Source organism: Carboxylicivirga longa (assembly GCF_050589825.1).
Lineage (GTDB): Bacteria > Bacteroidota > Bacteroidia > Bacteroidales > Marinilabiliaceae > Carboxylicivirga > Carboxylicivirga longa.
In genome coordinates this window covers 65750-81241 of the sequence record NZ_JBNGOZ010000014.1, presented here as the reverse complement: position 1 = coordinate 81241, position 15492 = coordinate 65750, and the positions used below count along the sequence as shown (strand labels likewise).

The following is a 15492-nucleotide window of genomic DNA, read 5'->3' as shown; positions in this document are numbered from 1 at the left end:
ATGCTTTAAATACGATAACACTCCATGTCCTTCTCCCATTTAATCCGATAATCGAGTTGATTACATCCTTCATAAAATAAGGATGTCTTCTCTTTATTGCAGCTGCTTAACTCAATGTAACACCAACCACTATCGGCAAAAGTATGGAGGGCCAAATGTGATTCGGCCAGCAGCCAAAAGGCCGTAAATCCTTTCAACGGAAAGTGATGTTCGTTATAGTTCAATATTAAAAATTCGGCCTGATCCAGAAGCTCATTGAAAAGGGGTTGCAGACCCGCGGGATCAACGAGCTCAATCCAGCCCTTTAAACTGAATATCTGTGGCGATAATTGCTTAGCTTGTAGTTCCATCTAATTATTTTAATACAGGTCCCAGTTACCTTTTAAATAATACTTATAAAGCACAGGATCATGAATGCGGTTCACCCGTACCGAGTCATCTATGCCCGGATAAATAGCCTTGCCAAAAGAGGTGATCAGCTGCATGGCATCGTTGTTCAGCCACTGTGTATTAATGCCATCGAAGTGCAGCTTTTGAAGGTGCTTCTTCAAGTCCAACTCACGTGTTGATTTAATCCCCAGCGACCAGCCCCACTCACCCAGGGTAATCACCTGATTGTGCATAGGTACCGTATTAAAACCAGCGTCTTCCATGGTTTTCACAACACAGTTAAAGGCTCGCGTAGCAAAATAGGGACTACCGGCCTGCGTTACAATAACCCCCTCCTGACGCAAGTGCTTATAGCAGATCTGATAAAATTCGCTTGAATAAAGACGACCCAACTCCACACTGCGCGGATCGGGCAAATCAATGATTATGACATCAAAAAATTCCGTGGCATCAGCCAAATAGTTAAAACCGTCGGCATTAATAACCTCCACCTTTGGATCCTTCATCGATCCCTTGTTTAAGTCCAACAAAAGCGGATGCTCCAAACCCAGATTGGTCATAGCCGGATCCAGGTCTACGAGTTTCACTGTTTTCACCGCATCATATTTAAGCACTTCACGAAGCGCACAGCCATCACCACCACCTAATATCAATATCTTCTCGGGATTAGGATGCAGGCTCATGGCCGGATGCACCAAAGGCTCATGATACATCAGTTCATCCATGGTACACAACTGCTGATTGCCATTGAGGTACAGCCAGAAATGATCCTTCCACTGTGTGATGACAATGCGCTGATACCTGGTCTGCTCGGCATATATCACCTTGTCTTTGTATTTTTGCTGTTCGCCATACTGAATAATGGGATCCGCCCAATAAGCTCCGGCCGGTATGCCAAGCAGCAGGATGATAACGGCTGTTTTCAACCACATTTTCTGTGCCGGCGCAATGCGTTGACGCAGGAAATAGTAAACCCCGATGGCGACCCCAAAATTAATCAGCCCCAAAAGGAAGGGCGTATAGGTTAGTCCCATAATAGGAAGCCCAATGAAAGCGAAGAAAACACCTCCCAGCAGACTGCCGTAATAATCCTTCTCAAGCACATTGGAAATATTCACGCGCAATTCCTCGTAACCATCATTGATACGCATCACCAGTGGAATTTCCATACCGATAAGGGTACCAATGGCCATACAGAATCCATAAATGAGGATGCCCACCGAAGCTGTATAAGCCGAGGCGATATATACAATCAAAGGCGAGAAAGAAACCATAAGAGACAAGGCAAATTCCAGCATCAGAAATTTCTCAATCAAATGCTTTTGAAACATCTTACTGATGCGACTGCCCAGTCCCATGGTAAAAAGCATGGTGCTTACAATCATGGCCCATTGAAAAATGGAATCGCCCAAAAAATAAGTTGCCAGGGTAGATAGAAGATACTCGGCCACAATACCACTAAAGCCGGTGGCAAAAATGGCGGCTTTTAAGATGGCCGAGTGCTTGTTCGTTATATGTATCATGAACAATACGTCAGGTACTCAATAAAATGAGGCCATTTCAAAAGTCAATTTACCTTTGAAATGCCCTCTTAAAAATTTAATGCTACAAACACCAGGTGATCAACACCGAACCACCAATATAGGCAAATGCTTCGATGATGGCCGCTCCCACATTGGGCCGCTCCTGATTAATTATCTCATCCGTCAGGCGCTGACCAGGTAGTAGTATCTTATCGGTTAAAAAGCGCATAACGGGCAACAGTATGATGCCCAGCGCCAGCTCAAAACCTGCCTCTGCAAAAGTAGCACCCCAGCTTTCCAGATCTCCCATCAGGGCGTGTCTGATCAGGTTGGCAATGGCGATTAAAGCACCGGCAAAGCCAACACCAACTGCCACATTATCCTTTTCGATGTGATCGTGTACATCGTAGCTGGTGATGAACTGATACACAACTCCTGCAATAAACAAAGCCCCTTGACCGGCCAGCCAAAATACCACGGCAGAACTAAGGCCCTGTAGCAGGTTGCCACTCTCACCGGTTACTGCCCCAAAGATAATGAGTCCGGAGGCGATGGCCACAGCACCCTCAATTACGCCGGTGCCCACATTCTGGTCGTCGATAATCTCTTTTTTAACACTAAAGCGACGCAGCAACACCTTATCGGTAAGCCATATTGAAATATTGAGCAGCACGATGGCCAGCAGTCCGTAGATAAGAATATCCTGCACATCGAGTAGAAGACCACGCGAAGGACCTACGATGGCGCTACCAATGGCGGCCAGCAGCCCAATAAAATAGCCTACATGGGCAAATGAAAAAGCAAGGTTATCTTTCTCCACCAACTCTTCCTTCACATTAAAACTGCGATGCAACAATTGGTAGCTTACTTTGCCAAGATAAAAAATAACGAAGCCAACAGTAATGTAAACGATGGCATCGTATAAGATTGTTGAAATATCTGATAATGTCATATTTATTCCTTTTACTGAGCTTATTATTTTCCAAAACCACCACTGCGGCTGCGTGATGAACTGCGGCTGTAGCGCGATGAACTGCGACTGTTACGATTACTGTAACTCGATCCGGAGGAGTATGAGCGCGATGAACCAGCCTGCGAAGAACGTGCTACCTGACTGCGTACATTTTGCTTAAAAGATGAAGGCTTAGACGCCCAGGTGCTGTTCTTACCCGTGCCGGAGGCCGTATAGTTTTTTGTGCCATATACAGCGCCCCGCCCCGATGGTCCGTAGTAGGGACGCGAACCGTAATAGCCTCCCCGGTAATAATCGTCGTAATAGGAACGTCGGGCAGGATAAGCCATTAGGTTAAACATGGACGACATAAATGCATATTGCCCATAGAACTCCCAGAAGGAAGTACCGTTGCGCTCGGTCCAGCGGCCGTAACGTTCGTTACCAATATAATGGTTGTAACCGGCCGGACTGGCTTGTTTAGATACTTTACCATCCTTTTTTGAGACGATTTCCATACCCATATTATTAACATGAGCTGCAAAAAACTGATCGCTTACAGTTTCCCACCCTGTCTCTTCGTGTAATACTGTATCAGGATGCTCCACCAAGACATTATACTGATGGTAATACTTATTGTCGCGTGCATCCATATCCTGAAGGATGATGGAGAAATTTTGTTCACTACTGTACTTTTTAATCAGCTCGTCAACCGGCGACTTTTCCCAGCTGCTCATGGCTACACTACGTTCCTGCATCCGCCTGTCGGAACGGTTATCAGAACGGTTGTTACAGGTTTTAAGCACAAAAAAACCTATAATAAAGATAATAATGATTTTTGCTATTCCGTTGTTCATGGTGTCCTACTTATAAATTCAAAATGCACGGCCTCTCTGGCCCTCTCTTTTAGTAGCTTTGGCCCGGCAGAATATTACTTATTTCATATTCCTGCAAGCTGATGCCTACAGCAGCCTCAAATTCCTGTTCATCCCATTGTTCAATGCACAAGAGGTGCTTCCCATCTTCATCTTCAAAATCCCAGGCACGAAACTCCTCCCAAACATCACCTTTGGCAACATCATGAAAATAGCCTGCGGCTGCATTCTCCAGGTAATAATCCACCCCTGCGTAAGATATTCTCTTAGGTGGCTCCTGCTTTTCCATCAGATGTTCGGGCAAGTTTGTATCGATGGCACGTATTTTCTTCTTCTCCATCATAGACAGTTGCACGCCATCATCCTCTTCGAGACCCAGAAAACGCGTTACACTACCATTACTCACCTGAAACTCGCGGGTGAAATAATTATCACCCCAGTCATATTCGAAGAGGGCTTCTACCACCCAGGTGGAAAGATCGTATTCAAATACAAAACCAACATCCAGGTCCTGAACCCGAATGTTGGTGCTGTCATAATGAGATTCTTTCTTTTTAAAAAAATCTAATAATCCCATCTTATTGTTGTTTCAACTTAGCCTTAAGGGCTTCCAGTGAATTTGATGCCTTTACCTGCTTATCAGATAGCACCTCATCAATCTCATCATCAACACTTCTACTTTCCAGGCTTATTTCGCCGTAGGCTTCAGCCATAGCTTCCTCCTGGGCCACCTTCTCCTTCATTTTCTCAAGCATGGATACGGTGCCTGAGCTATCGATGCCGCTCAGCTGCTTATTGATCTTTTGAGTAGCATTGCTAACACGTGCTCGTGCCTTAAGTGTGCGTAGCTCATTCTCGTAGCTGGCAATGGTGCTCTTCAGCTTCTTCACATTTTTATCAAGGGCAGCTATGTTATTATCAAAGCGAGTTACTTCTTCCTGAGCACGCTGAGCACTTTCCAGTGCTTCCTCCTTACGGCTCAATGCCTCGGTAGCCAGTCGGTCGGCCTCTGCCACTTCCAGCTCTCCTTTTTCGGCCTTGCCGATCAGCAGAATCGCTTTCTGCTCATAGTTGGCAGCCTTTGACTTATTCTCGCTCAGCTCTTTTTTACTTCGTATGGCCAAAGCTTTTACCTCGGCCAGGGCTTGCAGGCTCTTATCCAGATCCTTTTTCAAATCACGGATACCCTGTTCCGTCATTTTAATCGGATCTTCCAATTTATCAATGGCCGCATTGGCTTCGGCCTGTCCAACTCTAAATAATCTTTTAAAAATACCCATATAACGTTCTTATGCTTTTGAGAATTCAATTAATTCATTGGAATATTCCGACATCAACAGCTTTAAGGAGTTAATACTAGCCTCCAGCTCATTAATATCTAATGTTTCCAGCTGCAAGGTATCACGGAAAATCACCTTACGCCCACTTTCATCGAGCACTAAAGCACCATGCACTATCTCACGGTTTTTCTTTAACAATGACTCGTAAATTTCAGCTGATCCTTGCGCCAGATCAATTAGAAAACCTTCGATGATGATGATGGAGTCTTCGCAGTCGATCACAAGATTAGAGATGCCCTCCTCTTCCTTTTCGATTACAAACAACTCTTCAGCCGGATCTTCCTTTACAATTTGATATTCAAGGTCAAGAAGATACTCTTTTACCTTTAGAAAATGTTCACTCATAATGGTATGATGTTATTATTTGGTACATGAAAGAAACCAAATATACTAAAAAGGGTTTATTAACAAAAGACCCTAAAAGTCATAAATACTTTTCTCGCTGGGCCTGTCCTTACGCAATTGCTCGTAACGGTAACTGCGCTGTGCTTCCATAAAAATGGGGGCAAAGCTTTCGGTGGGCGATGGTGCGGGTACTAAGCGTAGCTTCTGTGATGGATCAATCACAAAATACATGGGCAGCGCCTTAATACGGTAGTCACTCACTACCTTAGGCATACCGATATAATGCAGAAAATCCCATTTGTACTTATTTTCTTTTACCAGCTTTTGTGCAGCCGTAGGATCTTCATCCATAATAATGGTAACAATGATCATCTCGCGCCGCATCTGTTTCGATAGTACATTCAGCAGCTCCAGCTCCTGCCTGCAGGTATGATTACTGGTATGCATAAAATTAAGGTACACAAACTTACCCTCATAATCACTTAGGGAGCGCTCGCGTCCATCAAGTCTGTACAAGGTAAACGGGGGTGCAGCACTGCCCGTGCGCAGCCACGTAACTTTGCGGTGTAATCCTTGTGCAATATTACGGATATCAGGTCTGGAACCTGTTTCAGCAGCCTGCCGGTAGAGCTGAATAATTCTTTCCTCATCATAGCGCCCTGAATAAAAGGCATCATACATACCCTTCATCAGTACCAAATCGGCTAACTCATGGTTTGCAAAAAGTGTGTCCTTCTGCAAGAGATACGATAGACTATCGAAAGTTGCCCCTTGATTGTAGGCATCGCGCAAGGCATCGCCCCTGTTCGACGAGAAATAATAAGTAAAAAAGCCTTTAAAAAGCGTATTAAAAGATTTAATAAAGGCTGGCATAAACATATTGATGGAGTCACCACTGAAGGTGAGGTGCATGGCCATACGTTTATTGCGTTTATAGGCCAGGGTGAGTAATTCGCCATAGGCATAACGGCTATACTCTTGAAGATAATCGCATCCTTTGGTGATGCTATCGAGCCCCTCAATAATGTGGTTTGCCCGCTGCACATCGCTCCGTGCAAATACCCTCACGGCATTTTCGTTATACGCGGTGCTCAGCTGCTCATCAAAACGTTTCATTCGCTTGTTAAGCACCTGCGCTTCTTCATTGGCGATACCAAGTTCAATTACCTCTGGCACAAAATAAGGGTTAAACCGTTCCGCATCGCTGCGGGGCTGAAAAGGCGGCAGCACCAATTCATAGGTCTGTCCAGGCTCCAGATAGATATACCCCAGAAAACGTCCCATATCAATGCTGGCATAAACCACATTTGACAGTTCAATCTGCTGCTGAAAATACCCATGCTCGTCAACATGAAGCACCATCAGGTCAGCCTCTTCGCGCGAAATGGGGTTCACCACTTTTCGCATCACCAGGCTGTATCCTGCATATTCGGGAGCTTTGCCCTTTAACGTCACCCATTGCGATGTGGACTGCGCCAGCGCAAAGCTGCTAATCAAAAGCATGAACACAAAGGCAAGGGTACGCATCTACAAGTACTTTTGAAGATTGATTTTAATGGCTTCCGGCAGAAACTGACCGGCATCACCACCATGCTTCACAATATCACGAACAATGGAGCTGTTCACCGGAGTATGTTCAGGTGTAGTTAATAAAAATACGGAGTCGAAACCACTCATGGCCTTATTCACCTGCGCAATGGCACGTTCGTACTCAAAGTCAGCTGCAGTACGAATACCCCTTAATATATGAGTACATCCCACCTCTTTGGCAAAATCCACCGTAAGCCCCTCGTACTTGGCTACTTCCACTCGTTTATCATCCACAAACACATCCCTGATCCACTTCATCCGATCCTCCAGCGGGAAGTAATCTTTTTTATTGGAGTTATAGCCCACAGCTATAATTATCTTATCAAAAAGGCTTAATCCGCGTCGCACAACATCTTCATGTCCTACTGTAAAGGGGTCGAACGAGCCGGGAAAGATTGCTATCTTCATGGTTTAATTTTCTGAGTTAATCCCTCGGGAAAAACTACGTTAAGAGCGTAAAATTTGGAAAAAATAGCTGCCTAAACAAGTTAAAAGCGCCTATTCTACCAAAATTTAATTTTTGCCGCAGCAAAGGCAGCCATGCGCAGTAATATAAAGCCATGGCTAAAACGTGATATATTCGTGTCGCCATACTTTCGTTCACGATAACGAATGGGCAAATCCACAATCTTAAGGTTGAGCTTATAGGCACCAAACAGAAGGTCGAAATCACCAAAGGGATCAAAGTCGCCAAAGAACTTACGGTTAGCGGCCAGCTTTACATAATCCTTGCGAAACATTACCTTGGTACCACAAAGGGTATCTTTGATGGGGCGCTCCAGTATCCAGCTAAACAGGCGCGAGAAAAAATGATTACCAATGGTATTCAGCGATCGCATGGCATTCTTCTCCATGGGATAAACCAGTCGCACGCCGTTGATAAACTCGCCCCTGCCACGGGTTATGGCATTATAAAACTTAGGTAAATCTTCAGGAGGCACGGTAAGATCGGCATCCAGAATCATCAGAATATCACCTTCGGCCGCAGCATACCCCTTGCGAACCGCATCGCCCTTACCCTTTCCTTCCTGCTGCATAATTTTAATACGATGCGAATCGCCGTATTTAAGCGCCATACGCTGAATGGTGTCCCAGGTATCGTCGGTTGAATTTCCTTCTACAAAAATCAACTCGGTGAACTTACCCATCGCCGGTGTGCGCCGGATAGCAGATTCTATATTGCCACTCTCGTTACGCGCAGGCACAACCACCGACACCGAATAACGCTGATCGACCTCGGACTGCGACAGGCGCGGAGGAAAAGGCCGGGCAAAAACAAACTGATTGAGACCCAATAGCTGAAAAAAAGGAAGACGCGAAACGATGCGGTTGAGACACCACGATAACACGGGTATGCGATAGGGCAAGAGCATACTGCGATTTTTCTTGTAGGCATCAAAGCCAGCCAGGTAAAGCAGATTGGCAATATCGCCTGCTGACAACCAGTTCTGCTCAGGCGTAGGCTTTTTAATACGCAGCCACTCGGCCAGCGTGATAACGGGCTCCCACAGTCGGTTGTAATAAGTTACAATGATACGGGTTTGTTCGTGACACACTTTCTTCAGTTCGTTGAAGACATGTTCAATATCATCGATAACACCTATTAGATTAGAGAGGATAATAACATCGAACTGTTGGTTCAGTTGAATATTCTCGGCTGCCATCAGGTGAAAATCGAGGTGTGGAAACTGCTCCCTTGCCTGCTCTAGTATGGGTGCACAAAAATCAATACCCACCTTAGACCGCCCGTTGATAGCCGCCAAAAGCTCACCCGACCCGCAGCCAATCTCCAAAACTGAGCTCTCCTCATGAATGTAGTAATTGCAGTAACGCGTGATGGAATCCCAGTAATAAGCCCGCCGTTTGCGATACTTCACCCAATTGTCAGCCCTGGATTCAAAATAGGCTCTCCGCTCTTCATTCACTTTCATATATTCTAACTCTCTGTTAAAAATACCTTATTCTACAACGCCATAATCAATCCTGAAAAGGTAAGAAGGCTCAACGCTACCGATCTGATGCTCTAACCTAAACAGTTCAGGATATTTTTTAGATACTATATACAAATAACGCTGTATGGTATTGATGGTCTGTCCATTATTAATATTAGGATTCTTACGCAGGCTGGCCATTATAACGTGGCTTACCTTACGATCGCGCAAACGCTGTAAGAGCAGATCCGGATCGTCAGTATCGTAGCGGTAAATACCGTAAAACTTCTTGCCCCCCGCATAGATTCGTGCCATATTGGGTTTTCGAACAGCAACATAGGCCTCTTCTGGCAGTTCATCACCCACATATTCGGCCATTGAAAGGTAATTCCGCCAATCATCGGTATATCCCTCATAAAGATCGCCCTTTAGGTTCTTACGCAGCGTTAAAAGATCAACGCTGGCGAAGCTATGCAGCAAAGTACTGCCACAGCAAAATATCACCAGAGCCATTACCATACGCCCGGGCCATTGGCTTTTACGATAAGCAGCCAAGCCGTAGATTCCATAGAGTAATATCAGGGTCATAAAACTAAAAAAGGGCACTATCAATCGGTATTGATCCCACAGCTTTTGCAACACAACGAAGGTGATACCCAACATAACCGCAGTGTATAGCGCGGTGAAAAAGAGGTAGCTATCCCTTTTAAAGGCCCTGATGCTACCAAGGATAAACAGGAAATACAAAACAAGGGTAAAAACCCCGTTTACCGATTTTACCTCTGCAGCCCGCAGACCGGTCATACGCAGATAGTGCTTCGACAGATACAGGTTTGAATTATCGATAAAACGACCCAAAAAACCACCCAGCGTTTCCTTGCCCTGATCCATCTGATAAGGGTGCTTATAGAGAAGTGTACTGGCCTGACCACTATCAAAAAAACCATTGTGCCAAATGGCGCTTTTTAGAAGCAGAAATAAGAAAAGTAACACCACAAATCCGCCCGCTACCAGTAATCCTTCCTTGTAGCGCTTACGAAAGATAAAAAAGATCAATACGGCAATGAGCGCTCCGACCCCCACGGTACGCGTAAGGTAAGTGGCTAATATAGCCAGACTGAGCCCCAGCAATAAAGTCCAGGCCGGTTGATTGTCTTTACGCTCATCCAACTTAAACACAAACCCGAAAACCGGCAGTTGCAGCAGTATAAAGAGCGCTTCGCTATAGGTTTGGCTGCTAAAATAAATATAAAAACTACTAAAACTGGTTATTAACAAAGTACCAAACAGCACTACATAGGGTATACGTTCCCTAAACACGCGGTAAAAAAACCATATGCCGGCCACCATCAGAAGCAGTGATGAAAGCTTTAGCACGCCCAGGTTAAGACCAAAAATGGCCACAAAGAAAGACAGAAAAACAGGATACAGTGGCCCCTGGAAAGAAGGGTAGGCCCCATCGTTAATAAAATTAACGGCACGAATAATATAGGTACTGTCATCGCCTCCTTCACTTACCCGCATGTTAAAAAGCAACAAAGATAATAATGTAAAAGCGGCCATAATAAATCCAACGATAACAAGCTGACGACTCTTGCACACTCGTTCAATGGTATCGAAAAAATTTGGCGCTGACTGGCACTTTTCTTTCATGACTTATTTAATATCTTTTTTGTGTGAGGTATTAACAAACAACACGTTGCCCATGTCGCCATACTCAATAAGTAAATCCGGGTTTTCCTTCACTCGTTCAGGTTTAAAACCCACAATGGCGAGATCTGCATCAGCGCTGTGCTTCATAATTATTTCGTGCGTTGTCTGCGTGCCACTCATGGGCAAAAACACAACATTGGCCGGTGAAATTGGCAGGCGCCCTTCCTGTATAAGTTCCAGCAGCCTCTTTCGTTGCTTCTCAATCTGATTCTCGGGGAAGGTAGCAAATATGCGAATGGTAGCATTGCGCCATTCGGGATGACCCGAAATAATATAGGCCAGCAATATCATCAGGTTGGCATTTCTGAAATCGAGCGCACTAATCCACACATGAATCTCGCGCTTATAACCAAATCCTTTATAGGACGAGTTGAGCACACACACATCAAATTCTGTGGCCTCAAACAACTCGTAATTACCCAAAGCATGTCGTAAAGCCTCAGGATTACTTCTCGAGAACTCAAATAAGATGAGGTTATTACCCTTTCCACTAATACCCGACAACTGTATCACCTGTGCAATGGCCGAAGTATAGGAGGGGCTGATAATGGTGTCGAGGTAAAGGCGGCTTTGACTACCCTCAGATTGATGAATGAGTCGTTTGAGAACCGCCTGAGACTCGGCATAGGTATCTTTTGTAAGGAAGCCTTTTATAAAATGAATATAGGTACCAAAGCCATGTTTGTAACACACCCAGCGTAACAGATCAAAGGCCGCCTGTCGCTTAAATGAATCCTCAGATACACAAATCGCAAAGGGACGCCAATGACCTTCCTGCTCATCCTTATTGGCCCTTTGAACAAATATCTGTATCTGCCTGCTCAGCTGAAACACAACGCCTTTAAACAGCTTCTCAAGTCCTTGACGCTCAGGATTAGCCACCGTGATAAAATAGTAGCTTAATGCCATCATCAGGGATGCCAGCGCCGCATAAGTCCATTTCATCTGAAACATGAGCCAGAATGACAAGATAGCACCCAGCAAGGAGAAATACCACCGGTTATACTTAAAAGTGGGTCGGTAGGAGGGATCGGCGGCGAAATGTTCCAGAAAAGAGATAAGGCAGATAAAACCATAGGTAATCATGAAGAACATGGAGATAATCTCTGCCACAAAATCCACATCGCCAATGATGATGAAAAAATAAGCAATGGCAATGGTGATAATACTGCCGTTGATGGGCTCATTGTCATTCTCACGCCCCCGGGCAATCCAGTTATTAAAGTTTTCGAAAGGTAAAATACAGTCAAAGCCTATGGCCTGTAGGGTTCGGGGCGCAACCAGCAGCGATCCGATGGCCGATGACAGACAGGCAGCCGCCAAGCCTACGGGTATGATGGGACCCCACACGGCAATACGAGCCATAATCAGCTGATCATTCTGCATATCCTGCGGAGTGGCAGAAGCAGCTAGTTTAAAAGCCACTATCACATAAACGATCATACCGGTGAGCGTTGCTAAAAGGGTGCCCCGGGGAATGGCCTTCTTAGGATCCTTAAGATCTCCTGAAAGACCCAATCCGGCAGCAATGCCTGTGAATGCAGGAAAGATAATGGTAAACACAAAGAAAAAATTATCGCCCCCACTAATCGTATTATTATAACTTACCTCAATGCCCTCGCTAACCGGCTTACCCAGCAAAAAGAAAATAATGGATATAAAGAGTAAAATAACTACGCCATAAAGGGCCTTCATACCAATGTTGGCACCGCGCAGAACCACTACTACGGCCAGGATGGTCATCAATACCAAAGTGACCATCTTTTTAAACATTAATGGCTCCACCTCAAAAGGCAAATAGGGGATAAGTGGGTCAAAAGCCTCTCCAAAGGCAATAATATAGAAAGCCACGCTTACAGCTTGCGACAGGTAAAGTGCCAGACCAATGGCACCGCCAATATTCAGTCCGAACGATCGGGAAATAATGTAATATGCGCCTCCTCCCTGAACTCGTTGATTGGTAGCTATTTCAGCTACCGCCAGGGCCGTGGGTACCGTAACAATATGACCAATAAGTATAATGGCCAGCAAGCCCCCCAGTCCAACATTGGCCAGGGCGTATCCAAAGCGTAAAAAAAGAATCGCGCCCAAAATGGTGGAGATGGCGGTCATAAACACCGCCGTGGCACCAAAACCGGCGTTAGGATTCGTTAGTGATTTTCGCATATAATATTGATCAACTTAAACAAACCTAATATTTTTAATCGTGACACCCAAAAAATCGTTTTACCACAATTCATTCTTAGGGAGAAAGTCACTAAATATGAATTAGTATACCTTGATTTAGCATGATATTCTTAATTTTGCGCCGTCAAACACATAACGTTATCATCATTATGAAGCAATCAAAACCATCGATGCACCTTAGCAAGCAGATCGTCATTGGTATTCAATTTCTTTTCGTGGCCTTTGGCGCCACTGTATTAGTACCCTTGCTGGTGGGCATTGACCCCTCCATTGCATTATTCTCGGCAGGTGTCGGCACCCTGCTGTTCCATTTAATTACCAAGGGAAAGGTACCGGTGTACCTGGGCAGTAGCTTTGCCTTTATTGCTCCCATTGTAGAAGCTACCAAGTTATTCGGCCTTGCCGGCACCCTATCGGGATTAATCGCTGTAGGCTTTGTCTACATCAGTGTATCAGCCCTGATCAAGGTACGCGGACTAGGTTTTATAGAACGGTTATTCCCCTCAGTGGTGGTAGGCCCTGTCATTATGGTGATAGGTTTATCGCTTGCATCAGCCGGTGTAGACATGGCTAAAACAGACTGGCTGATTGCCGTGGTATCGTTACTCACAGCCGTGCTCGTAGTGATCTACACCAAAGGACTCATCAAACTCATTCCGGTTTTTATGGGTATTGTTGCTGGTTATGCGCTATCAATGATATTGGGCAGGGTAGATTACACACCCATTGTGGAGGCAGACTGGATAAGTCTTCCCCCCTTTGTTATGCCGGAGTGGAGCTGGAAAGCGATCGTTTATATGATCCCCGTAGCCATAGCACCGCTTATTGAGCATGTGGGGGATATGTATGCCATTGGCGCCGTAGCCAATAAAAACTTTGTAAAAGATCCGGGATTGCACCGCACCATGCTGGGTGACGGTATTGCCACCTCATTTGCTGCCATTATTGGTAGTGTGCCCAACACCACTTATTCGGAGGTAACAGGAGCCATCTCCCTGACCAAAATAACCGATCCAAAAATTTTGCGCATCTCCGCCATTACAGCCATCTGTTTTTCGGTGATAGGTAAAATTAGTGGTTTGTTAAAATCTATCCCGCAAGCGGTACTGGGTGGTATTATGCTGCTACTGTTTGGTATGATTGCCAGCGTGGGTATTCGTACCCTGGTTGAATCAAAAGCCAATCTTACCAAAACGCGCAACCAGGTGATTGTGTCCATCATACTAACCGTGGGCATTGGCGGTGCTGTAATCGAATTCGGAAACTTCTCGCTGGCCGGTATTGGTCTGGCCTCCATGGTAGGTGTTATACTGAACCTGATACTGCCCGATAGGTCAAAGCCTGTACATATTGATGAGGAGCATGAATAGCCCACATTAAAACACATTGCAATCTATATAAGCCCTTCCTTCCTTGTAATACTTGAAGGGAAGGGCTTTTTTAATGACTGATATCGACTTCACATACTTGGTTATTTCAAAATAGTGAAGCCCAATTGAGAGACTTGCCTTAATTATAGAAAGAAGCGACATTGATAAATTCTACAGTGAATGAATCAACACTTCTATTAGTGAAGCGGTTTGATTATGGATCAACCTGAACTTAGCCCACAAAGGCGACAAAAAATATCAATAAGGCCATGGCCATAACACCGGCAAATAAGAGGCGTGCATAGCCACCATTCAGTTTTATATTCATAAACTTAGAGAGTACAATAAGGGCACTGAGCACAGCCACACCAACAGCCATAAGATCATTGAGGTAACCGAGATTTAAAGAACTCAGGATGGTTGATATAATCGTGAGAGCCACCAGCAATAAGGCAACCCATATGTAAGTTTTTGCAGATACCGTTGCTTGTTTATCCATGGTATGAAATCGCTTTTAGAAATTTACATTAAATAAAATAAAGGAAAGACCAGCAACCATATTAAGGTAGCCAGATGCCAATAGCTACCTGTTTTATCCAGTACGGCATAGTCGTTTTTATGCAAATCATTGTTATTCACCTTTGTGGTTACATAAATAAGGGTCGCAAAACCAATTAACAGATGGATAAGATGTAAGCCGGTCATAAAAAAATACAGGCCATAAAACATTACATCACCATGTCCCAGGCGTGTTAATTCTTCACTACCCGGAAACAGGCCAAAATCCACCCTGCCCTTCCATTCGAAATAACGATTAACAATAAACATAAAGCCCATAAACAGGGTGGTGAGCAGCCAGAATAAGGTAGTCATCTTATTGCCTTTGCGAATGGCTACTCCACTAAAAGCCATTGTCAGGCTCCCCGCTAAAATAATAAGTGTATTTACGAAACCGGATGTAATACTTAACTCACCCGCTGCCAGATCGAAGGCTATCACATTTTTATACCGATATACGCCGTATAACAAAAAGAACCCGGCGAAAAGCAATAACTCAATAAAAATAAAGAGCCCCACGCCGCTTAAGGTTGCTTCCCGGGGCTTGGATAGATTTCCTGACATAGATAGTGACTGATTCATATAATACTGTTTAGGATGATAGCGCTAATAAATTATACCTTACAAACTTAGCGTTGCCTGTTAATAACAATTTTACCCACCATTGGTTGTAGAGCCACCAAAAAAAGAGCCACCCCAAAAGGATGGCTCTCAAAAA

15 protein-coding genes are annotated in these 15492 nt (G+C 44.7%); 1 reads left to right on the top strand and 14 read right to left on the bottom strand.

Translation table 11 applies throughout. The annotated features are described in order from the left end of the window. Positions 1–5: 5 nt before the first annotated feature. From ACRD7A_RS13040 to ACRD7A_RS12985, 12 genes are all read right to left on the bottom strand, one after another. On the bottom strand, positions 6–350 hold the full coding sequence (locus ACRD7A_RS13040) for an S-adenosylmethionine decarboxylase (RefSeq protein ID WP_430811524.1): 345 nt from the start codon (positions 348–350) through the stop codon (positions 6–8). 9 nt (positions 351–359) lie between these two features. Next, entirely contained in the window at positions 360–1913 is a 1554-nt protein-coding gene (locus ACRD7A_RS13035) for a polyamine aminopropyltransferase (protein WP_430811523.1), read from the bottom strand. 82 nt (positions 1914–1995) lie between these two features. Further along, positions 1996–2865 carry a DUF350 domain-containing protein gene (locus ACRD7A_RS13030; RefSeq protein WP_430811522.1) on the bottom strand — a complete coding sequence of 290 codons (870 nt, stop codon included), beginning with the start codon at positions 2863–2865 and terminating at the stop codon, positions 1996–1998. 23 nt (positions 2866–2888) lie between these two features. Then, positions 2889–3722, bottom strand: coding sequence for a hypothetical protein (locus tag ACRD7A_RS13025; RefSeq protein ID WP_430811521.1), 834 nt, complete (start codon positions 3720–3722; stop codon positions 2889–2891). A 49-nt stretch (positions 3723–3771) separates the two neighbouring features. After that, positions 3772–4317: a DUF4178 domain-containing protein gene (locus ACRD7A_RS13020; RefSeq protein ID WP_430811520.1), complete on the bottom strand. Its 546-nt coding sequence runs from the start codon at positions 4315–4317 to the stop codon at positions 3772–3774. Between the two features lies 1 nt (position 4318). Next, entirely contained in the window at positions 4319–5020 is a 702-nt protein-coding gene (locus ACRD7A_RS13015; protein ID WP_430811519.1) for a PspA/IM30 family protein, read from the bottom strand. Between the two features lie 9 nt (positions 5021–5029). Then, the gene (locus tag ACRD7A_RS13010; protein ID WP_430811518.1) at positions 5030–5425 is read right to left on the bottom strand and encodes a type III secretion system chaperone family protein; all 396 of its coding nucleotides are present in this window, start codon (positions 5423–5425) and stop codon (positions 5030–5032) included. A gap of 72 nt (positions 5426–5497) precedes the next feature. Further along, positions 5498–6952: a TlpA family protein disulfide reductase gene (locus ACRD7A_RS13005; RefSeq protein WP_430811517.1), complete on the bottom strand. Its 1455-nt coding sequence runs from the start codon at positions 6950–6952 to the stop codon at positions 5498–5500. Then, on the bottom strand, positions 6953–7423 hold the full coding sequence (gene coaD, locus ACRD7A_RS13000; RefSeq protein ID WP_430811516.1) for a pantetheine-phosphate adenylyltransferase: 471 nt from the start codon (positions 7421–7423) through the stop codon (positions 6953–6955). It abuts the gene before it with no gap. Between the two features lie 95 nt (positions 7424–7518). Further along, entirely contained in the window at positions 7519–8946 is a 1428-nt protein-coding gene (locus ACRD7A_RS12995) for a glycosyltransferase (RefSeq protein ID WP_430811515.1), read from the bottom strand. Between the two features lie 27 nt (positions 8947–8973). Next, positions 8974–10599 carry a hypothetical protein gene (locus ACRD7A_RS12990; RefSeq protein ID WP_430811514.1) on the bottom strand — a complete coding sequence of 542 codons (1626 nt, stop codon included), beginning with the start codon at positions 10597–10599 and terminating at the stop codon, positions 8974–8976. A 3-nt stretch (positions 10600–10602) separates the two neighbouring features. Further along, positions 10603–12825, bottom strand: a complete 2223-nt coding sequence (locus ACRD7A_RS12985; RefSeq protein ID WP_430811513.1) for an amino acid permease — start codon at positions 12823–12825, stop codon at positions 10603–10605. Between the two features lie 170 nt (positions 12826–12995). On the opposite strand from ACRD7A_RS12985, the gene ACRD7A_RS12980 reads away from it, so the two are divergent. Then, a complete protein-coding gene (locus ACRD7A_RS12980) occupies positions 12996–14216 on the top strand; it encodes a uracil-xanthine permease family protein (RefSeq protein WP_430811512.1) in 1221 nt (406 codons plus the stop codon). Positions 14217–14448: 232 nt separating this feature from the next. On the opposite strand, the gene ACRD7A_RS12975 is transcribed toward ACRD7A_RS12980, so the two are convergent. Continuing rightward, positions 14449–14715: a hypothetical protein gene (locus ACRD7A_RS12975; protein WP_430811511.1), complete on the bottom strand. Its 267-nt coding sequence runs from the start codon at positions 14713–14715 to the stop codon at positions 14449–14451. A gap of 23 nt (positions 14716–14738) precedes the next feature. Beyond that, positions 14739–15356, bottom strand: a complete 618-nt coding sequence (locus ACRD7A_RS12970; protein WP_430811510.1) for a cytochrome c oxidase subunit 3 — start codon at positions 15354–15356, stop codon at positions 14739–14741. Positions 15357–15492 lie beyond the last annotated feature (136 nt).